Raw genomic sequence first — 20,554 nt, forward strand, 5'->3', positions numbered from 1 at the left:
CCACGGTACCAATTCGGGGGGCTTTTCGCGTCGCCCCGGCACGGTGCGACCGCGTTACTCCTTCTCGGTGAGCGACAGCTCCTCGCCGAGACTGTGGCCGCGTGCGCGGGCGTCGCGGTTCGCCTTGATCAGGCTCGCGATCGTGGCGACGGCCATCGAGACGACGATCACGCCGAGCGACGTCCAGGTGTCGATCTCCGGAGCCCAGCCCACACCGTGGCCGCCGTTGATGAAGGGGACCTCGTTGGTGTGGAGCGCATGTGAGACGAGCTTGACGCCGATGAAGAACAGGATGAAAGCGATGCCGTACTTGAGGTACACCAGTCGTTCGAGCAACCCGCCGAGCAGGAAGTAGAGCTGCCGCAGTCCCATCAGGGCGAACACGTTGGCCGTGAACACGATGAACGGGCTCGTCGTGATTCCGAAGATGGCGGGGATCGAGTCGAGGGCGAACACGAGGTCCGTCGTGCCGATGGCGATGAACACGATCAGCATCGGGGTGAAGACCCGGCGGCCCATGACGGTGGTGCGGATCTTCGACCCGTCGAAGGTCGGGGAGATCCTGAGGCGGCGGCGGATCATCTTCACGAAGGCGTTGTCGGCCTCGTTCGCATCCGGTTCCTTGGCTACGGCCTGATGCACGGCCGTGTACAGGAGGAAGGCGCCGAAGATATAGAAGATCCAACTGAAGTTCTCGATCAGCGAGGCGCCGAGAAGAATGAAGATCAGGCGGAGGACGAGCGCGATGATGATGCCCACCATGAGCACCTCCTGCTGGTATTTCCGCGGCACGGAGAATCTCGCCATTATGATCACGAAGACGAAGAGATTGTCGATGCTGAGGCTGTACTCGGTGAGCCAGCCGGCGAGGAACTGTCCGGCGTGCTCGGCATCGGCCAGGAGCAGCATCGCGAGCGCGAACAGCAGCGCGAGCACGACGTAGAAGACGACCCACAGGCTGGCCTCGCGCATCGAGGGAACGTGCGGTCGCTTGTACACGATCAGCAGGTCGCCGACCAGGACGAGGGTCAGGAGGACCAGGGAACCGATTTCGAACCAGAGGGGCAGGGCAAGATCCACGGAGGGGCCTTTCGAGGGAAGGAGGGCAGGCAGGAAACCTGAAAGTCTCTCCCGCGACGAATGCACGCCGCCGATCCGACCGGAACCCCTGCGCCGCGGTCCGTGTTGACGATCAGATCATCAGACCCAGTGGGTCCTGAGGGATACTCCCCTTCACGGGGGCCAGTCTAGCGGATTTCCGGGCCGAATCCCACAGACCGAGCCATAATGGGCCTGCGCGGGAGAGCGCCGCGCACTCTCGAGAGGCAGGGACCCGATGGCGCAGATCGAAACCCCCGAGCAACAGGTCGAACGGCTTTCCGCCCAGGTCGCCCAGCTGCAGGCCCGGCTGGAGACCGCACCGCCCGGCACTCCCGCAGGGTACGAACCCACCAGGGCCTCGCTCCGGCTCCGCGCATTCTGCGCCGCACTCCTGATCGCCATCGGCGTCATTCTCGCCCCGGTCGCCGTCGTCGCGACGTGGACCAAAACCGAAGTCACCGACACCGGCCGATTCGTGGCCACCCTCTCGCCTCTTGTGGATGACCCGGCATTCCAAGCGTTCCTCGTTGACCAGATCACGACGGTGATCGACGACCAGGTCAACTTCGAGTCGATTGCCACGGACCTCTTCGATGGGATCGCCCAGCTCAACCTGGCGCCGAGGGCGCAGGCCGCCCTGGGCCTGCTCAAACAACCGGCGATTGAGGGTGCGCGCTCCCTGGTCCGCACGGCGACCCAGCGACTGATCGCGTCAGACGCCTTCGCAAACATCTGGGAGCAGACCCTGCGGGTCAGCCATTCCCAGTTCATGGCGGCCCTTCAGGGCGACACGAGCGGGCCGCTCACCATCGGAGCCCAGGGCGAGGTCGGCATCCAGCTGGCACCGCTCATCGCAGCGGTGAAGAGCGCCCTCGTCTCCCAGGGCTTCGCACTCGCCGATCGGATCCCGGAAATCAACCGCACGGTGCAGGTCGCCCAGTCCGACTCCCTCGTCCAGGCCCGGGTCGCGTACCAGATCCTGGATATCCTGGGTTTCGTTCTGCCCTGGGCGAGCCTGTTGTTCCTGGCGGCCGGCGTCGTCGTGGCCAGGCTGAAGGCGCGTGCGCTGATCTGGGCGGGTCTTCTGCTCGCGCTCTCGATGGCGGTGCTGGCGGCGGGGATCACCGTCGGGCGCATCATCTTCGCGGGCTCGGTCTCGCCGCAGTACATGCCGCGGGATGCCGCACTGGCCACCTACGAGGCGATCGTGCCGTTCATCACCGCGACCGCACTCGCTGTCGGGACAGCAGGCGTGACGGTGGCTGTGGTGGCCTATCTCGCCGGTCCCTTCCGCGGCGCGATCGTGGTCCGCCGGCTGACCGTGGACTCCGCCAGGAGCATCCGCTCGTCGGCGGAACGACGCGGCGGGACCACGGGAGCCTTCGGCGTCTGGCTCTATTCCGTGCGGCGATACGCGCGGGTCGCGGTTGCGCTGGTTGCTGCGGCCGTCGTGGTGTTCGTCCGTCCGCTGACGACTGGTGTGATCATCGGCACCGCCGTCACCGCCCTCGTCGCGATCCTGCTGATCGAGCTCCTCCAGCGCCCGCCCACGGAAGGCGCCGCTGCCACGCTGTAGCCTTCGACCGTGAACGTTGAGAGCACGGATGAGAGCACGGGTGCGACCGAGGATTCTGGCGGCTCTGCCCCGGCCTCGGTGTCGCGGCCCCCGGTCGCGGCACGCCGGGCCCGCGTTGCGGTCGGCGTGCTCTTCTTCACGAACGGCGCGATCTTCGCGAACCTCCTGCCGCGCTATCCCGAGATCAAGGCCGACCTCGGCCTCACGAACGCGGAATTCGGCTTCGCGGTCGCCGCCTACCCGCTCGGTGCGCTCCTCGCCGGGTTGACCGCCGGGATGCTCGTGCGCCGCTTCCGCTCGTCTCGCGTGGCGATCGTCGCAACGGTGTTCACGGCGATCGGCATCCTACTTGCCGGGGTGGCCCCCAGCTGGCTTCCGCTCGCGGCTGGGCTGTTCCTGGCCGGCGCAATGGACTCGATCACCGACGTCGCCCAGAATTCGCACGCGCTTCGGGTGCAGCGGCTGTACAAACGCTCGATCCTCAACTCGTTCCACGCGGTCTGGAGCATCGGTGCTGTATCCGGCGGCGCGCTCGGCGCCCTCGCCGCAGGGCTCGGCATTCCCCTTGCCATCCACCTCACCCTCTCCGCCGTGCTGTTCAGCCTCCTGGCCATGCTGTCCTACCGCATGCTCCTGCCCGGACCCGAACCCGCTGAGGTGCGAGCGAACCCCGTCCCGTCCGGAGTTCAGACCCGCGCCGGGCGAGCGGCGGGCGTCCTGACGAAATACGCGGTACTCCTCGCCCTCGTGCTCATCGCCGCGTCCGGGGCACTCGTCGAGGACGCCGGCAGCTCCTGGTCGGCCATCTACCTCTCCGTGGACCTCGGCGCATCGGCCTTCGTCGCCGGCCTGGGCTTCATCGCGCTCCAGGGCATGCAGTTCATCGGGCGGATGCTCGGCGACCGGCTCGTGGACAGGTTCGGCCAGCGCTATGTCGCGAGAACGGGCGGCGTGATCGTCTGCGTCGGTATGGGGAGCGCCCTCCTGGTCCCGTCGATCCCGGGAACCGTGGTCGGATTCGGCCTCGCCGGACTCGGGGTGGCAACCCTGATCCCCGCGGCCATGCACGCGGCAGACGAACTGCCCGGATTCCGCCCCGGCTCCGGACTGACGATCCTCGCCTGGCTGCTCAGGGTCGGTTTCCTCGTCTCGCCGCCCGTCGTCGGCGCAATTGCGGACGCATCCTCACTCCGGCTCGGCCTGGTCGTCGTCCCCCTGGCCGGTGTGCTCGCCGTTGTGTTCGCCGGGGTCCTGTCCGGACGGGCGACGCGAGACCCGGGCCGCTGAGTCTCGCCTCGCTGCGAAGCGACCGCGGGTCCTGCGCGGCTCAGCCTGCCGCAGTGGCGAGGCGTCCGACCACGATCGTGACCGCGTCGCCCGGTCGGGCTCCGCTCCCTGCCGCCGGCGAGGTCGTGATGACCGTGCCGACCAGGGCGGGGTCGCTCACGATGGTCTCGTTCTTCACCACGGCGAAGTTCGACAAGGCCGCCCGGGCTTCGGCCTCACGTTTTCCGACGACGTCCGGCACCACCACGAGCGCCGCGTTGCTCGTGCGCACCGTCACCGCGGAGCCGCGCGAGGCGCTTGTGCCCCCGGCGGGGTCGGTGTTCGCGACAACGCCGGCAGGCAGTTCGGAGTCGGTGACTCCGCCGTTCACGAAGAGGAATCCTGCGGACTCGAGCGTCGACTGCGCCTGGGCGATGCTCTTGCCGCGGAGGTCGGGGATCGGGACCTGCACGGCGTTGACGATCGCGCCGGACGCGACCGGGAAGGCGTCTCCGCCGTACTTGGCGTTGGCGACGCTCATCACGACGGGCCACATCCGGTGCCGGGCCGTGGCCGCGGGACCGCTGTCGAACCGGGTGGTGCGCTGGTCTCGGTCTCCGGTGACGCTCATCACGCCGACCACAGTGGCGACCTTGGTCGAGGCACCGCTCATCCAGGTGTCCTTGTTGCCGTCCGTGGTTCCGGTCTTACCGATCATCGAGACTTTCGGACTCGTCGAGACATAGGAAGCATGCGCGGTTCCATTACCGCTGGTCATGACCTGCTGCATCGCGGTCGTCATGCCCGCTGCGACGGCCGGATCGACGGACTGGGTGCACGTGCTCGCGGGCACCGGGATCGCGGCTCCGTCCGTGCCGGTAATGCGGTCGATCACGATGGGGCTGCAGGTAGTGCCCTTGTTGGCGATGCCGGCGAAGGCGACCGCCATGCTCAGCGGCGCGACCTCGTTGGTGCCAAGCACCGCGGAGGCACCCTCCTGCAGGGGGTCACCGTCGGCTCGGGTCACACCGAAGGCCTCTGCGGTCTTGCGGATGCCGCACAGGTCGAGTTTCTTAGCCATGCCGATGAAGCCGGTGTTGATCGACCCGATCGTGGACTCGAGGGCACTGTAGTTGGCGCCGGCCTCGCCGGAGTCATTCTTGGGGTTGAAGACGAAGCTCTGGTTTCCGAGGCAACTGTCCCGAAAGGTGCCCCAATTCGACTTTCGTTTGGAGTCCACGCGTTCGTTGAGCGAGTGACCCTCGGTGAGCCACTCGGCGAGCGTGAAGACCTTGTACGTCGATCCCGGCTGAAAGCCATGCGAGCCGCCCTGGTCGACGTTGGTGTTGTAGTTGATGCCGGTCAGGTTCGAACCCGTGATCGGCACATTCGGGTCCTGGCTGTACTCTTTGTTCTGCGTCATCGCGAGCACCTTGCCGGTGCCGACGCCGACGGAGACGATCACGCCACCCACGTCCCAGCCGGGGTAGGTGTCGGGAACGTTGGCCTTCATCGTGGTCTCGGCGGCGTTCTGGAGGTCCAGGTCGAGGGTCGTGTACACGTTGTAGCCGCCGCGACGGAAGTTCGCGAGGCGCGTGGCCTCATCCGCTCCGAAGGTCGTGTTGGTCTGCAGGATGTTCACAACGAGGTCGCAGAAGAACGCACTGCCGGCGGCGGTCTGGCAGCCGGTCGACGGCACATGGATGCTCGGCTCAATGAGCGAGGCGATTGCGGCATCGTGGTCGGCCTGATTGATCTTGCCGTACTTGAGCATCTGATCGAGGACGTAGTCGCGGCGGTCCTTGTTCGCGGCGTAGCCGTTCGCGGCGCCGTTGGTCACGCTGTCCGGCTGGTCGAGCTGGAACTTGACCGGGTTATTCACGATCGCGACGAGGCTCGCCGCCTGCGGGAGCGTCAGCGTGAGCGCGGTCGCGCCGAAGTAGTACTCCGCGGCCGATTCGATGCCGTAAACGGTGCCGCCGAAACCGGTGATGTTCAGGTACGAGCGGAGGATGTCGTCCTTCCCGTACTTCTTCTCCACGCCGATCGCGAGCCGCATCTCCTTGAGCTTGCGGTCGGGAGACTTTGCGATCGCCGCGTCATAACAATCCGACTTCTTCACCTCATCGGTGAGCACTTCACACTTCTGCACGAGGACGTTCTTCACATACTGCTGCGTAATCGAGGAACCACCGCGCACGTCTCCCGTGGCTACGGTCGTGACTATCCCGGTGAGCGTGCCCTGCAGGTCGATGCCGCCGTGTTCGTAGAAGCGCGGGTCCTCGGCGGAGGTCGCGGCGTCCTTGACGAACTGGTTGATCGCGTCGGACCCGACCTCGACACGGTTCTGGTCGTAGAAGGAGGCCAGAAGAGCCTCGGATCCGTCGGAGCGGGTCGCGTAGATGTTGCTCTTCTGCGAGAGCTGGTCGATCTTCAGATAGTCCGGCAGGTTCTCGAAGACATTGATCGCGTTCGTCGCGGCGAGACCGGAGAGGCCCAGGGCGGGCGTCACGGCTGCCGCCACCAGAACGCCGGCAACGGCACTCATCGCGACAAAACCCAGTAATCCGCCGAGAGCGTCGAAATGTCGACGTGTGTTCGGCTTTGTATTCACGTGTCCCCCATTTTTATACCCGGCCGTGCGGCAAATCAATCGCCGCTCTGGCTCCCCCGGGATCAATCTATATCGAGATGCCGCACGTTGGGGTTTATTTCGGACGAGACCGACGCAGCTAGGTTTATCGAGAGGGAGAACTATGCCAGCCGAGATCAGCACCGAGCGCGTCAGCGCGACTCGACGAACGGGCCGATTCGGCCGATGGCCGAACTGGGCCCTCGGGCTGCTTGTGGCCGCATTCGCGGTCGCCACGATCTTCGGGACCGCGGGCGACGTGAGTTCGCTCGTGCTCGGATTCTTCGCGTTGTGGATTCCCGCTGTCGTGTGCTGGGTTGCGATCGCACAGGGGCGATCCCGGCGCAGGGACCTGTACCTGATGTCCGCTGCCGTGACGGTGCTCGCGGCCGGGGACACGTACTTCGCACTGGCGACGACCGGGGGTGTGTCCCTGCCGCATCCGTCCTGGGCGGATGTCGGTTTCCTCGGTTTCTACCCGCTCATGTTCGCCGCGCTCGTCGTTCTCGCGAGGCGCAACATCCGGGGTCTCGCGTCTCCGATCGTGCTGGACAGCGCCGTCGGCTCTCTCGGCGCGGCGGCCCTGCTCGCCGTGCTGCTCGATCCGATCCTCAAGGCGGCCGTCGCGGCCCCTGGATCGTTCTCCACGACGGTCGCATTCGCATATCCCCTCGGCGATGTCCTGCTCGTCGCCTTCTTCGTCGGGATTGCGGCCTCCCACGGCACCGCCATCGGCCCAGGCTGGACCCTCCTCGTCCTCGGACTCGCTATCTTCACCGCCGCCGATATCATCAGCGTGTCCCTGCACCTGAACGGCCTCTACGTCATCGGAAGCCCCCTCGACATCGGCTGGCCGCTGAGCCTCGCGTTGATCGCGTCTTCGGTCGACAGGGAGGCGCGCCTCGGCTCGCAGCCACCCCGTTCGACCAGGGCGCTCCCCGAACAGACGGTTCCCGCGATCGCCACGGCCGCCGGGCTCATTGTCCTGATCCTGGGAACGCAGCTGAAGATCTCCCCGCTCGCCGTCGTCCTGGCGGCCCTGACCCTCGCCCTGGCGGCAGTGCCCCTGGTCTTTCGCCAGCGCATCCGCATTGCGGACGCCCATCGCCAGGCACGGACCGACGAACTCACCGGGTTGCCCAACCGCCGTGCCCTCTACGCCGATGTGCCCGCACTGCTGTCCGCGAATCCGCACCGGACCAGCGCGCTCCTCTTGCTCGATCTCGACAAGTTCAAGGAGGTCAACGACAGCCTCGGTCACGATGTCGGCGACCTGCTGCTGTTCCAGGTCGCCGGCCGGATCTCGGGTCAGCTGCGCACCGAGGACCTCTTCGCGCGCGTCGGTGGTGACGAGTTCGTCATCTTTCTCGATGGCTCGGATTCGGTCAGGGCGGAAGCGGTGGCCCTGAAACTGCGCGCGACACTGGCCCAGCCGTTCATCCTCGCGGGCATCTCGGTGCAGGCCAGTGCCAGCATCGGCATCGCCGGCTACCCCGACCAGGGGGAAGACCTGACCATGCTCCTCCGCAAGGCGGACATGGCGATGTACACGGCGAAGGCGACCCACAGCGGCCATCACGTCTACCGGGGCACCGACGACACTCACGGGGAGGATCGGTTGCACCTGCTCGAGGAGTTGCGCCTCGCACTTGTCGACGACCAGTTGGTGATGCACTACCAGCCCAAGATCGACCTCAAAACGGGCGACGTCTGCGGGGTCGAGGCCCTCGTCCGCTGGAACCATCCGACGCGCGGCTTGCTGCAGCCGGACGATTTCCTCGGTCTCGTCGAGGAGTCCGGGCTCATGCACGCGATGACCGAGATCGTCCTGCGCAAGGCCCTGGACCAGGCCGCGACGTGGACGGGTCAGGGCAGGACCCTCACGATGGCCGTGAACATGTCCCCGAGCTCCTTGATCGATACGGTGCTGCCGGAACGGATCAGCGCGATGCTGGCCTCCCGAGGCCTGTCCCCCGCACTCTTGGTTCTGGAGATCACCGAGGATTTCCTCCTCTCCGACCGGGAACGCGCGCGCAGCATCCTCACCCGGCTGCAGGCAACGGGCATTCGCATCTCCATCGATGACTTCGGGACCGGATACAGCTCCCTGGCCTACCTGCGCGACCTGCCGATCGACGAGCTGAAGCTCGACAAGTCCTTCATCATCCCGATGAAGGACGATCCGCGCGCGACCGCCCTCGTAGTCTCGACAATCGACATGGCCCACAGCCTCGGTCTGCGTATGGTCGCAGAGGGGGTCGAGGACACCACGGCATACTCGGAGCTCATCGGCTTCGGCTGCGATGTCGCTCAAGGGTTCCTGATGTCCCACCCGGTCCCGGCGGCCGAGCTGGAGGACTGGTTCGCCACTCGGGCGCTGGATGGAAGCGCTCTGGGCCAGGTATCAGGCTAATCGGTTCGCTCCGGGGAGGGTGCCGGCCGCGTCGATCGCCTCCACCTCCGTCTCCCCGAGCACGCGGAGGCGAGCGGCCTGCACGCGCAGGTAGCCGGCGAAGCCGCCGGGAGTGCGCCCGACAAGGCGCCCGCTCGTACGAACGGGGATGCGTGCCGTACGAATCTCACACACCCGCAGTCCCCGAAGCGCCGCGACGAGTGCGATGTCCTCATCGGAGTCGATCCCGGGAAACTCCCCGGCAGCGAGGTACCGGTCGGCCCGCACACCGAGATTCGCCCCGTGCACGTGCGGATGTCCCTCAACGAGCCGCTGCTCCATCGCCCAGCGATCGCGTATTTCGCCGTCGAGGCAGTCATCCGGCTCCACGGTACCGAGCACCAGATGCACGTCGTTCCTGGCGAAGGCAAGCTGGCTCGTCAGCCAATTCACCGGGACGGCTGAATCGGCATCCGTCGACGCGATCCAGGTGCGACCCGTGAAGTCCCCCGCCGATTTCAGGATGCCGCGGACCCCCGCACGCCGCGCCGCGCCGACGGCTCCCGTGTCGCTGCGGACCAGGTGCACACCGGGGAAGCCCGCGGCAATCGACTCGGTCCCGTCAGTACAGCGGTCCAGCACGATCACGACCGATACGGTCGGGGGCACCGGATCGAGGATCGCGAGCACGGACTCGATTGCGGCTCCCAGCGCAGCGAGGCACCGGGGAAGCAGGTCCTCCTCATTGTGCGCCGGGATGACGATAACCACATGGTCGATTTCACCGGGCCCGATCACGGAACGAGTCCCTCGTCCTGGGCCACGGACCGTGCTGGCTCGGGTTGCCAGACCTCGAGCAGGAAGTCGGATTCTCGATGCGCCACGGTGCGCACGAGTCCGGGCACAGTCGCGAGTATTTCGTGGACCCGGTCGCCGCTGAGTGGATACTCCGGAACCGGATGTCTCCAATGACAGGCGATGAGGACGCCCCCAGGAGCGAGGCTGTCCCTGCACCGTTGGAAGAACCGTTCAAGGTCGACGGTCGCCAGGTAGTAGCCGACTTCGGAGACCACGATGAGATCGAAGAGACCGGTGGGCCATTCACCGGGCAGGGTCATCCGTGCGAAGCTGACGCCGGAGCGACCGCCGAGCCGTTCGCGCGCAATCGACAGCGGTTGCTCCGCGATGTCGACGGCCGTCACCGTGTCACACCGGTCGGCGAGGTCGGCCGTCAGTACTCCGATCGAGCAGCCCAGTTCCAGGGCGGTGCCGAATCGTTCGCGCGGCAGTGCAGCGAGGGTCAGCGCGCGTTTGCGACGTTCGTACCAGCGCGTCTCGAAACCCCACGGGTCGCGCGCCTCCCGGTAGAACCCGTCGAAGAACGATTTCGTCAGGGTTGCCATCCCTGGTACATCCGGGGGCGGCGCCTCGGCCGCGGTACGGTCGACGAAGATCTCGAAGCCCCTCGCGAAATGGGCGGCCATCTCCGGAGGTACGACGGCCTCGTCTCCGGGCCGGTCGGACAGTGGCCGTACCTGGCTGCGGTGCAGCGCGAGGGCCTGCGACTTCCGCACGTGATCCTCGGAGCTGAGCTCGAACCTGCGGATCAGGTCCAGCGGCCACTCCCCGTCCGGTGTCGACCAGTGCCAGGCCCAGATCGGGTACTCGAGCAGGCGGGCGTCCGCCCACGCTGCGCCCGCGGCAGCCACATCGCCGGCGAGAGTGTGGTCGGGATGCCCATCGTCACGCCACGGTGCCACGATCCAGATGCCGGTGGCTGCTCCTCCCGTTTCTGCCTCCGCGCCGGAAGGCGGCGCTCCGAGCACCGACGCCAGCGCCCGCGCCGCCGCCTCCCGGTTTTCGGCAAGGTCGCCGTCGGGCAGTCCGGCGAAGTGCAGGCGAGCTGATGGCGCCAGGTGCGCGACGGCATCCGTCACCTCGGTCCTGCGCACACGCGACAGGCGTTCCCGGGTATGTGTCTGGGACGCGGGGTGGGACGCTTCGCCGTCACTCAGGACGAGCACGTCGACCGGGATCCCGCGTCGTGTCGCACCGGCGATCAGGCCGCCTGCACCGAGGGTCTCGTCGTCGGGGTGCGCTGCGACGACGATCAGCCGGGCGAGATCATCGAGTTCGAGTCGTACCGCGTTCGTGATCCAGGGTGTGTCCGCCCAGGCCTGCTCAGCGGTGCCGGGGTCCCGGTGGCTGAAGGTCACCACGGTGCGTTTGCCCGTGCGCCATCGAGCAGCAGGACTCCCAGCCTGGCCTCGTCGCGCTCGGCGTGGTGCTGTCGGATGTACAACTGCAGGTCGGCGACACGCTGCGCGTGGCGGCTGTCGAAGGCGAGGGGGGAGGGCCCCAGGGCATGCCCGGCCCGCTCGATCACGCTCTCTGCAGTGCCGGCGACGAGCCCTCGCACGCGGGCCGCACGCACGGCCCCGCGTGTTCCGGTCGCGGTCCCGTCGTCGATCGACGTCGCGGCGGCCGCAAGTGCCTGCCCCGATGCCGTCAGCAGTATGTCGATCGCGCCGAGGTGAGCAAGACCGATCTGATCCGGCGTGCGCTCCTCTGCGTCCCGGTAGACGCGTCTGGCGACGCCGACGGCGCCGCCCCACCAGCAGGCCGCGACCCCGATCCCTCCCCACGCGAAGCCCGGCCGGTCGAGGTACCAGCCGTCGACGCCGATCGGCTCCGCGGGAACGCCGCGAAAGTCCACCGGGCCACTCGGAAGCGCTGCGAGTCCCCTGGCCACCCAGGTGCCGTCCGACACCGTGATTCCCGGCACGCGCAGGTCGACAGCGAACAAGCGACGGGTGGTCTCCGAGGTATGCGCGGTGACGAGCGCGTGGCTGAGGGAGCCGGCGAGCGAGCACCAGGGCTTGACGCCGTCGAGCCGCCAGCCCGATTCGGTCTGGCGCGCCTCGAGGCGCGTGCCGCGTCCTTCGGCTGCGAACACGCCCCACGTTCGTCCGTCCCCGGATTCGACGTGGCTTCCAGCGCCGGAGTCGGCGGCCTGCTCGAGAATCGAAAGCGCGTCCAGGTGCGCCTCGACGACGCGGGCAGCGGTCAGGTCTGCTGCCGCGACCGTGGCGAGCGTGTCGAAGAGTCGCTCGGTTCTCCCGGAGCCGGGTCCCGCTCCGTCGAGCCGAACGCCGAGCGACACCGCCAGTCGCAGCGCCGACTGGCTGTTCCCGTTCACCTGAAAAGCGTTGTCGGCCACTGCCTGCAGGCACTCGTCACCCGCGTCCAGCACCGACCTGACCAGCCGAACCGGCCCGCTCGTGTTCTGGAAATTCGACTCGCTCACCATCTCGCACCGAACCCATCCAAGGCCATCACCTGTCCCCCTTCCCGTAACCGTTGATGGTACGGAACGGCTGGTCAGCTCCTCAGTCGCTCGCGTACCGGCAGCACAATATCAGGAACCGGGTAAACAAAAGAGCCCCTGACGAGGAACACGCCCTTCCTGACCCGCAGGAATGTCTCCGCCTGAACCACACCCATTTCGGGTGGGACGCGCTCACAGCCCCAGGGTCAGCAGATCCGCGGCCTGGGGCTCCCCTGCAGCATCCGCGAATGCTTGCAGTGCGTGCTGAAGCGAGCTCTGTTGATCCGGCGTCATTGTCGACAGAATGGCGGAGATGTCCGCCCGGCGGTGTTCGGTGACGTCGTCTACGAGTCGCCGTCCACTCGCGGTGAGCTCGAGGAGAACCTCGCGCCGGCTGTCTGGGCTGGCCGCCCGCTCCACCCAGCCTCCGGCGACCATGCGATCGATGAAGCGGCTGAACGTCGAGGGGATGACCCCCATTCGCTCTGCCACAGTACCCATCCGGGTGGGGCCGGCCGAACTGAGCACGACCAGGACCCGGAACTGCGGCAGGGAAACTACATCCAGCGTGGCGACAACAGATCGGGCAACGACGCCGAGCAAGGCCCGGGAGGCTGCAAGGGTCGCATCAGCCGCTCGTGCGTCGGCTGCAGTGAGGACGTCCATCGGTCAAACCCCGTTCCAGGCAAGTGATACCGTGATTATTGCACACATACAACAATTGTCTAAGTACACATTACGGAGCCCTGATGGCACAGCCCACTCTGAGCCTGCGGGGACGAATGGGGCCTCTGTCGTTAGAGCCCATGCGCACATGGTTCAACCGCATCCTCACCGGCTCCGCACGACTCACGTTCATGTCTGTCGTGGTCGGCGCGGGTGTCGGTTTCGGCGCAGTCGCGTTTCGTTGGCTGGTGGCCACCGCGACTCTGATCTTCACGGGAACGGTCGACTACTCAGCCTCCGTCGGCCATCCGGCCAATCCCTGGGTTCCGTGGTTGGGGGGCGCATTCGTGATCGTCGCGCCGGCCATTGGCGGTCTCCTCTACGGCCCCTTGGTGAACAAATTCGCACCGGAAGCCCGGGGGCATGGCGTCCCAGAGGTCATGTACGCCATCACCAAACGGGGTGGCCGGATTCCCGGCAAGGTTGCGATCGTCAAGTCGCTCGCTTCGGCCATCACCATAGGTTCCGGTGGGTCGGTGGGGCGCGAGGGCCCTATCGTCCAGATCGGGTCTGCGTTGGGGTCCACATTGGGGCGGGCAGTCCGGCTGCCCGAGTCCCAGTTGAGGACCCTGGTCGCGTGCGGTGCTGCCGGCGCGATCGCGGCCACGTTCAATGCTCCGATCGCGGGAGTCTTTTTCGCCCTCGAACTGCTGCTCAGGGATTTCGCCGCCCGTTCCTTCGGCGTGGTCGTCCTGGCCTCAGTGACCGCATCGATCGTCGGCCGCTCGATCCTCGGCGATCACCCCTTCCTGAGCCTGCCGACGTTCACCATCGTCAACCCGTCGGAATTCACGCTCTTCGCCGTGCTCGGACTCGCCGCAGGCCTGACCGGAGTCGGGTTCACGAAGGTCCTGTACGCCGTGGAAGACCTCTGCGACTGGGCCTGGCGGGGCAAACCGGAGTGGCTGAGGCCGGTCGCCGGCGGGCTCGTGCTTGGCCTGGTGCTTTTTGCCCTGCCCCAGATGTACGGGGTCGGTTACCCGGTGCTCGAAAAGGGCGTCCAGGGCGGCTATGCACTCGGGTTCGTGGCGCTGCTTCTTGTCGGCAAGGTCCTGGCGACGAGCCTGACCATCGGCATCGGCGGTTCCGGTGGCGTCTTCGCGCCGTCCCTTTTCATCGGCGCGATGCTGGGTGCCGGATTCGGCGACGTCGCCGGCATGGTATTTCCCGTATTCGCTGGGCAAACCGGAACGTTCGCCTTGGTCGGCATGGGGGCGGTCTTCGCCGGAGCCACGCGCGCCCCGATCACGGCAGCCATTATCCTGTTCGAACTGACCGGGGAATATTCGATAATCCTTCCTTTGCTGCTCGCGATCGTGATCGCGACGGGCGTGTCCCGATTGCTCAGCAGGGACACGATCTACACCCTCAAACTTCGTCGCCGCGGCGTGAGCGTCGATGGGGGTCCCGGCGGCATCCTGCTGCATTCCACGCTCGTGCGTGAAGTCATGACGGATGCTCCCGATCCGGTGAGTTCCCGGCTCACCCCTGCCGCAGGAGCGCGGATACTCATCGATTCAGGCAAACGCGCCCTGCCGGTTCTTCATAGCGACGGAACGTTCATCGGAATCGTGACCGTCGCCGCCATCTCTGACTCCCTGGGCAACGATGACGACAGCAGCGCCATCACTCTCAGTGCCCTGATCGAGACGCCCCCGGCCGCGAGCCCCGATGACACCCTGGACAGCGTGCTGGATCGGGTGCTGGCGGCCAGTGAGAGCGATGGCCTGCCCGTCGTCGACTCGACCGGAATGCTCCGCGGCTGGCTCACACTCACTGCCGTCCTCCGCACGGTGACGGCCAGGCCCTGACAATGCGGGTGACGATGCCCGAACGCACGAACGGCCCGTGCCGGAGCACGGGCCGTTCGTCACAACAGTGGCTTACTTGGTGAGCGAGTCCACGTAGTCCTGGTTGTCCGCGATCCACTTCGTAACGATGGGGCCGTAGTCCTGGCCGTCATAGTCGACGAACATGGCGGTCTCGAGCGAGTACAGCTGATCGAGGTCCATCTTGTACCCGGCGAGCCACTTGGCTGCCTGCGGGAAGTCAGTGCCGAAGTCCTTCTTGCCGTAGGCGTGGATGGTCTCTACCGCTCCCAGGGTCCCCTCGGGGTCCTCGAGGTTCTTCAGATCGAAGGAGCCATACGCCCAGTGCGGCTCCCAGAGGGTGACGGCGATGTTCTCGCCTGACTTGGCGGCTGCGGTCAACTCGGTGAGCATCGCGGCCGTTGACGAGGTCTGGTAGTCCATTTTCTCCAGGCCGTAGGTCGGAATCGTCTTGTTCGTGACCGCCTCGGTCAGGCCGGCTCCCGGCTCGATTCCCACGATCTTGTTTCCGAACAGGTCCGCGTTCGCGGCCAGTTCGGCAATCGAGTTGATCGGAGCATCCGCATTCACGGCAATGGTGTTCTTGGCCTCGGTGTTCCACGCCGCCAGATCGGTGATCTTGTCGCCGTATTCCTTCAAATAGGAGGCGTGCGTGTTGGGCAGCCAGACGTCGAGGTTCAGGTCGTAGTCACCGGTGGACAGCCCGGCGTAGACCGGCGCGACGTCGGCGTATTCGAGCTTGACGTTGTAGCCCTTGTCGTCGAGGATGGCCTTCCATAACTCGGACGCCGCCACACCCTCGTCCCAGCCGTTGAACACGGCGATCGTGAGGTCTTTGTTGTCGGAGTTGCCGTTGCCGACGGGCTTTGCCTCGGCTGCTGCGCAGCCCGTGAGGGCGAGGAGTCCGGCGGCTCCGAGGGCGATGATGCTGAGGGAACGGTGATTCATGTGTCTTCCTTTCTTGTCACCTGCTGTGGGTGACCGGGTAGACGGTTGCGTCCGCTGCCGAGGCAGCCGGACTGGACACGGGGACAGATATCTCCGTGAGGTTCTAGTGCGGGGCAGAACGAAACGATGTCCTGGCTTCCGTGGTGTCGGCGACGTGACGCCCGTTGCGAGGTCGTCGCTCAGACGCCGGCAAACTGGGGAGTCTTCATGTCGGCGTCGGCTTCACTGATCGCGCTCGCGGCGGCCACCGATGCCTGTCGACGGCGCTTGCGGCCGGCAAGAAGCTGACCGATCGGAGTGTGGCCCGTGCCCAGCGCCGCGGTGATGCGATCGAGGAAGATCGCGAGGATCACGACAGCGAGCCCCGCCTCAAATCCCAGCGACACGTCGATACGATTCAGAGCTGCGACGACCTGCTGTCCAAGACCGCCCGCACCGACCATTCCCGCGATGACGACCATCGACAGCGAGAGCATGATGACCTGGTTGACACCGGCCATGATGGTGGGCATCGCCAAGGGCAGCTGGATCTGGCGCAGTATCCTCGTGGGCGACGCACCGAATGCCTCGCCCGCCTCGACGACCTCACGATCTACACTGCGGATACCCAGCTCGGTCAGCCGGACGCCCGGAGCCATCGCGAAGATGATCGTCGCCACGATGCCGGGAACCACTCCCACTCGGAAGAGGATCAGCGCGGGAATCAGATAGACGAAGGCCGGCATGGTCTGCATGAAGTCGAGAATCGGCCGGATGATCTTGGAAGCCAGATCGGACTTGGCGGCCAGGATTCCGAGGGGAATGCTGAAGACGATAGCCAGGACGCTCGCGACGAGGATCAGGGCGAGCGAGTCCATCGCGTTCTCCCACTGGTCGACGCCGACGATGACCAGCAAGCCGACGAGGGTACCCACGGCGAACTTCCAACCGCGGATCATCATCCCCAGGACCACGGCCACAATGATGATCACCCAGAATGGCGGAGCGGCGAGCACCAGATCGACGACATCGTAGGCTCCGCTGAAGATGGCCCGCACGAAATCGAAGATAAAGCTGAGATTCTCGGTGATGAATTCGACAAAGGCTTTGGCCCAGCTGCCGAGCGGGATACGGAAGTCGTTCACAGCGGCGCTCCTTCCGACGCGGTTTCGCGAAGGGTTTCGCTGATCACGCTCAACGAGATCGTGGACGGCGGTTCGGTGACCGGTAGCTCCCCCGTCGCGGTGGTGACATTCCCGAGAGCGGCAAGGAGGGTCACCCGAGGGATGACGCCGAGCAGCCTGTTGCGCTCGTCGACGACGGCAATCGGCAGGTCGCTCTCGACCGCGAGTTCGACAAGGTCCACCAACGCCGTGTCGGCAGAGACGGCCGTTGCCTCGTTGATGATGGCGCGCAGGTCGCTGTGTCCGGACTTGACCTGCTTGAGCACGTCGCGGTCGCGCACGACCCCTGCGAAGCTGAGGTCACGACGCAGCACGAACGTCGCAGAGGTCTGCAGGTCACGCATGGTGCGCAGGGCAGCCCGCGGGCCGGCCGTCACGGTGACAACAGACCGCACCGGCTCCATCACGCTGCCGGCGGTGAGCACCCTCGCCCGGTCGACATCCTGAACGAACTGGGCAACGTAATCGTTGGCCGGGTCTGTGAGTATCTCCTCCGGGGTGCCGATCTGCACGATGCGACCGTCGCGCATCACCGCGATCCGGTCCCCCAGGAACATGGCCTCGTTGAGGTCGTGGGTGATGAAGATGATGGTCTTGCCGAGCTCGGCCTGCAGCTCGATGAGCTGTTCCTGCATCTCGCGGCGGATCAGGGGGTCGAGGGCAGAGAACGCCTCGTCCATCAGGAGCACATCGGTGTCGGCGGCCAGAGCGCGTCCGAGGCCGACGCGCTGCTGCATCCCGCCGGAGAGTTCGGACGGCAGGTTGTCGGCCCAGCCGTCGAGGCCCACGAGGCGGATGATGGTGCGGGCCTTGGCAAGCCGTTCGTTGCGGGGCATGCCCTGCACTTCCAGACCGTACGCGACATTGTCGATGACTGTGCGGTGCGGCAGCAGGGCGAAATGCTGGAAGACCATGGAGATGCTCTGGCGACGTACCTCACGCAGTTTGGCGGCCGGGATGCCCGTTATCCGAGTGTCGCCGACGGTCACGGTTCCGGAGGTCGCGTCCAGGAGGCCGTTGAGCATCCGGATCAGAGTGGACTTGCCCGAACCGGACAGGCCCATCACCACGAAGATCTCGCCGCGCCGCACCTCGAAGGAGGCGTCGATCACGGCGGCTGTTCCGAGATGGGCAAGGTCTTCGCGGCTCGCGCCTGCTTCGAGTTTCTTGACGATGTCATGTGGTCGACGACCGAATACCTTGTACAGGTGGTCGGCCTTGACGGCGATTTCAGGTGCTCGGGATGTCGAGGCTGTGCGCTCCGCCGAGGCGGCGGATTCCTGCGCGTATTCGGCAACGATCTGGGTCACGGATTCTCCGGAGCACGACGACAAGATCGGCTTCACAGCCGACTGGACGGGGCTCGCTGTATCGGGCGGGTAGGCCTAGACCGGCCCTGACACCGTTAAGCGGCGTGAGCTGGAGCGACCATGGGGTCACATCCGTCTGGCCCCACCATACGACCGCGGCCCTCCCAGTCTCGCTGGGGGCTGCGCGTTCGCGTCCTGATGAGGGTTCGTAAGAACGTTCAGCAGCCTAACACCCTTGAGCCGGATGCCTCAGATCACCAGGGTTTGTTCGACAAGACCTTGGGCCACTCGCGACAGCAGCAAGCGGTTAGTGCGGGCGTACGTCCGGAGCACGGTGAATGCCTCCTCCATCGAGATGCCGCGAGAGTGCGCAAGCACGCCTTTGGCCTGTTCGATCACCACCCGGGACGTCAATGCGTTGGTGAGCTGTTCGCGGACGGACATGCTTTCCCGGAGCGTGCGTTCCTGAAGGATTCCGATCGTCGCGACATCGGCCAGGGCCTGCGCGGCACGAACGTCCTGGGGCGGCAAGGCGCCGGGAACGCTGGACAGCAGGTTGAGTGCACCGATTGTCGTCTCGCGCAACCGCAGCGGGATAGCGAAGACGGCGGCGAAACCCTGCTCGCGTGCACTGTCCCGAAAACGTTGCCACTCGGGCGGGCTGTCCTCGACGTCCGGCAGAGAAACGACAGAGCCGGTCGTGAAGGATTCCACGCAGGGGCCCGCCCGGGCGCTCAATTGCATGACCTCGACCAGCCTGCTCGCCTCACTTGTCGAGGCGATCACCTCCAGCTCACCGTCGGCGTCGGCCAGGAGAATTCCCGCCGCCGCGATGTCGAAAACATCCGCGCACCTTTCAACCAGTGTCTGCAAGAGATCGACCACGTCATAGTCGGCGACGAGGGTATCGGCGAGGGTCGCGAACGTGTCGATCAAGCGATCTTCTCGGGTGCTGTCAATCATGAGACCCTTCGATCTGCTGTTCGTTCACGGCAAAGCTCAATCGCCGGTCGATGATCTCGCTTGAGATGTCGAGCATGGATCGTCCGGCGGCGAATGCATGGCCTTGGATCACAAGGAAGGCATCCGCTGCGGGGATGCCCAGTTGCGCCAGGACCATACCCGTTGCTTGATGGATTTCCCGGCGAGAGAATGCCCGCCGGGTGGCCGTGTCGGCCTCGCCCACGAGGTCGCTCTCGGACAGTCGGAGTGCTCGATTGAGAACCATCCGGCTGACCACGGTTGCGAGGATCTCGACGTGCTGGATGTCTTGCTCGCCGAGTCGATAGGGCTGATTCGTGTAGAGGTCGATCGCCCCGATGCGCAGCGGGCCCAGCATCAAGGGAAAGGCGAAGAGCGCACCGAAGTTTTCGGCGATGATTGCTTCCGAAAAGGCCGGCCACACGTGGTTGGGCCGTTCACGAATGTCCGGCTCCAGGACGGGCTTCGCGGTCTCCAGCGCGTCCCAGCACGGGCCCTCACCAAGATCGAATTGCAGTTCGTCGAGCCGGAATGATTGCGCGTCGCTCGCGGAAATTGTTTCAGCGGCGAGAATGTGGCCGAACGTGGAGATGGACAGCCCATCGACGGGCAACAGAGCTAGGAGGGGCTCAAACAGGCGCGATTCGTGCCCCGTCAGAGCGTTCAACGAGTCCTCTGTCGCGGCTAATCGGTCAGGCATTGACATCGCACCCTCGATTCCTGCTGCCTACCTGATTCACACGCCTCCGCTGCATATCCGCAAGGTACTCCATCGACGTCGGAATAGCATCCATCGGTACAACCGGATTCGCATCGTCACGATCCCGATATCCGTTGGCTACCTCAGGGAGACAGACCGTTTGCGTTCGGGCACCCAATTCGGCATCGTCAGAGATCGTTCAGGTCCGGGTCACTCCATTCGTAGTCCGGGACTGCGATCGTTTCCAGGTACTCGGTCTGGCTCGGAGCGGAAGCCAGCACTTCGAGATTCGCGAGGTGCGTGACGGTTTCCGACGCATCGGGTTCAGGCCACGCTGACTCTTCTGGAATGGACATGAAAGGGCTGGCCGGTGCGAGGAGCAATGTCGCAGTTACGCTCGTGCCGTCGATGAGCACGACCGGGATGCGCGCGACCGCGGCGCTGTTCTTGACGTTGAGGACGACCAAGAGGGCAACGAGCGCGTCACCGATTAGATCTGCCGTCAAGAACGAGGCGCCACCGAACGTAATTCGTCTCATGCGTCCACGCTGGACTCGTTCCCCGTCGGGCACAAGGACCTTGCGCGCCCGTGCTGCACTGGT

General features: G+C 65.8%; 16 protein-coding genes. 4 read left to right on the forward strand and 12 right to left on the reverse strand.

All coding sequences use genetic code 11. The features are described from left to right. Positions 1-54: 54 nt before the first annotated feature. The gene (locus E3O44_RS03275) at positions 55-1,080 is read right to left on the reverse strand and encodes a TerC family protein (protein ID WP_134532415.1); all 1,026 of its coding nucleotides are present in this window, start codon (positions 1,078-1,080) and stop codon (positions 55-57) included. A 256-nt stretch (positions 1,081-1,336) separates the two neighbouring features. On the opposite strand from E3O44_RS03275, the gene E3O44_RS03280 reads away from it, so the two are divergent. Then, a complete protein-coding gene (locus tag E3O44_RS03280; protein ID WP_134532417.1) occupies positions 1,337-2,677 on the forward strand; it encodes a hypothetical protein in 1,341 nt (446 codons plus the stop codon). A gap of 9 nt (positions 2,678-2,686) precedes the next feature. Continuing rightward, positions 2,687-3,964: an MFS transporter gene (locus tag E3O44_RS03285; RefSeq protein ID WP_198415861.1), complete on the forward strand. Its 1,278-nt coding sequence runs from the start codon at positions 2,687-2,689 to the stop codon at positions 3,962-3,964. A gap of 40 nt (positions 3,965-4,004) precedes the next feature. On the opposite strand, the gene E3O44_RS03290 is transcribed toward E3O44_RS03285, so the two are convergent. After that, positions 4,005-6,491, reverse strand: a complete 2,487-nt coding sequence (locus E3O44_RS03290) for a transglycosylase domain-containing protein (RefSeq protein ID WP_134532419.1) — start codon at positions 6,489-6,491, stop codon at positions 4,005-4,007. 208 nt (positions 6,492-6,699) lie between these two features. Here E3O44_RS03290 and E3O44_RS03295 point away from each other — a divergent pair, with 208 nt between their 5' ends. After that, positions 6,700-8,988: a putative bifunctional diguanylate cyclase/phosphodiesterase gene (locus E3O44_RS03295; RefSeq protein ID WP_134532421.1), complete on the forward strand. Its 2,289-nt coding sequence runs from the start codon at positions 6,700-6,702 to the stop codon at positions 8,986-8,988. Here the strand turns inward: E3O44_RS03295 and E3O44_RS03300 are convergent. The 4 genes from E3O44_RS03300 to E3O44_RS03315 all read right to left on the reverse strand — a co-directional run bounded on the left by E3O44_RS03300 (position 8,980) and on the right by E3O44_RS03315 (position 12,961). Continuing rightward, complete coding sequence (locus E3O44_RS03300) at positions 8,980-9,738, reverse strand: glycosyltransferase (protein WP_166792518.1); 759 nt, start codon at positions 9,736-9,738, stop codon at positions 8,980-8,982. The two genes, E3O44_RS03295 and E3O44_RS03300, sit on opposite strands and share 9 nt — an antisense overlap. A 23-nt stretch (positions 9,739-9,761) precedes the next feature. Continuing rightward, positions 9,762-11,183, reverse strand: a complete 1,422-nt coding sequence (locus E3O44_RS03305) for a bifunctional PIG-L family deacetylase/class I SAM-dependent methyltransferase (protein ID WP_241975990.1) — start codon at positions 11,181-11,183, stop codon at positions 9,762-9,764. Beyond that, positions 11,180-12,166, reverse strand: a complete 987-nt coding sequence (locus tag E3O44_RS03310) for an acyl-CoA dehydrogenase family protein (protein WP_134532427.1) — start codon at positions 12,164-12,166, stop codon at positions 11,180-11,182. Before E3O44_RS03310 ends, E3O44_RS03305 begins: the two co-directional genes overlap by 4 nt. 321 nt (positions 12,167-12,487) lie before the next feature. Further along, on the reverse strand, positions 12,488-12,961 hold the full coding sequence (locus tag E3O44_RS03315; RefSeq protein ID WP_134532429.1) for a MarR family winged helix-turn-helix transcriptional regulator: 474 nt from the start codon (positions 12,959-12,961) through the stop codon (positions 12,488-12,490). 140 nt (positions 12,962-13,101) lie between these two features. Between E3O44_RS03315 and E3O44_RS03320 the strand changes: the two genes are divergently transcribed. Continuing rightward, the gene (locus tag E3O44_RS03320; RefSeq protein WP_241975992.1) at positions 13,102-14,832 is read left to right on the forward strand and encodes a chloride channel protein; all 1,731 of its coding nucleotides are present in this window, start codon (positions 13,102-13,104) and stop codon (positions 14,830-14,832) included. Positions 14,833-14,904: 72 nt separating this feature from the next. Here the strand turns inward: E3O44_RS03320 and E3O44_RS03325 are convergent, their stop codons facing one another. From E3O44_RS03325 to E3O44_RS03350, 6 genes are all read right to left on the reverse strand, one after another. After that, the gene (locus E3O44_RS03325) at positions 14,905-15,798 is read right to left on the reverse strand and encodes a glycine betaine ABC transporter substrate-binding protein (protein ID WP_134532431.1); all 894 of its coding nucleotides are present in this window, start codon (positions 15,796-15,798) and stop codon (positions 14,905-14,907) included. Positions 15,799-15,977: 179 nt separating this feature from the next. Next, positions 15,978-16,922, reverse strand: coding sequence for an ABC transporter permease (locus E3O44_RS03330; protein WP_134532433.1), 945 nt, complete (start codon positions 16,920-16,922; stop codon positions 15,978-15,980). Further along, positions 16,919-18,190, reverse strand: coding sequence for a quaternary amine ABC transporter ATP-binding protein (locus E3O44_RS03335; RefSeq protein WP_134533006.1), 1,272 nt, complete (start codon positions 18,188-18,190; stop codon positions 16,919-16,921). Before E3O44_RS03335 ends, E3O44_RS03330 begins: the two co-directional genes overlap by 4 nt. A 330-nt stretch (positions 18,191-18,520) precedes the next feature. Further along, on the reverse strand, positions 18,521-19,234 hold the full coding sequence (locus E3O44_RS03340) for a GAF and ANTAR domain-containing protein (RefSeq protein WP_134532435.1): 714 nt from the start codon (positions 19,232-19,234) through the stop codon (positions 18,521-18,523). Next, positions 19,227-19,919, reverse strand: coding sequence for a GAF and ANTAR domain-containing protein (locus tag E3O44_RS03345; RefSeq protein WP_166792519.1), 693 nt, complete (start codon positions 19,917-19,919; stop codon positions 19,227-19,229). Before E3O44_RS03345 ends, E3O44_RS03340 begins: the two co-directional genes overlap by 8 nt. 221 nt (positions 19,920-20,140) lie before the next feature. Then, positions 20,141-20,491: a hypothetical protein gene (locus E3O44_RS03350; protein WP_166792520.1), complete on the reverse strand. Its 351-nt coding sequence runs from the start codon at positions 20,489-20,491 to the stop codon at positions 20,141-20,143. Between the last annotated feature and the right edge of the window lie 63 nt (positions 20,492-20,554).

The sequence above is a fragment of the Cryobacterium algoricola genome (assembly GCF_004402485.1).
GTDB lineage: Bacteria > Actinomycetota > Actinomycetes > Actinomycetales > Microbacteriaceae > Cryobacterium > Cryobacterium algoricola.

Bases quoted from the DNA above. Each gene is read 5' to 3' on its own strand.
- E3O44_RS03290 (WP_134532419.1), bottom strand. From the start codon at position 6,491: ATGAGTGCCGTTGCCGGCGTTCTGGTGGCGGCAGCCGTGACGCCCGCC.
- E3O44_RS03315 (WP_134532429.1), bottom strand. From the start codon at position 12,961: ATGGACGTCCTCACTGCAGCCGACGCACGAGCGGCTGATGCGACCCTT.
- E3O44_RS03320 (WP_241975992.1), top strand. From the start codon at position 13,102: ATGCGCACATGGTTCAACCGCATCCTCACCGGCTCCGCACGACTCACG.
- E3O44_RS03340 (WP_134532435.1), bottom strand. From the start codon at position 19,234: ATGATTGACAGCACCCGAGAAGATCGCTTGATCGACACGTTCGCGACC.
- E3O44_RS03325 (WP_134532431.1), bottom strand. From the start codon at position 15,798: ATGAATCACCGTTCCCTCAGCATCATCGCCCTCGGAGCCGCCGGACTC.
- E3O44_RS03280 (WP_134532417.1), top strand. From the start codon at position 1,337: ATGGCGCAGATCGAAACCCCCGAGCAACAGGTCGAACGGCTTTCCGCC.
- E3O44_RS03295 (WP_134532421.1), top strand. From the start codon at position 6,700: ATGCCAGCCGAGATCAGCACCGAGCGCGTCAGCGCGACTCGACGAACG.
- E3O44_RS03350 (WP_166792520.1), bottom strand. From the start codon at position 20,491: ATGAGACGAATTACGTTCGGTGGCGCCTCGTTCTTGACGGCAGATCTA.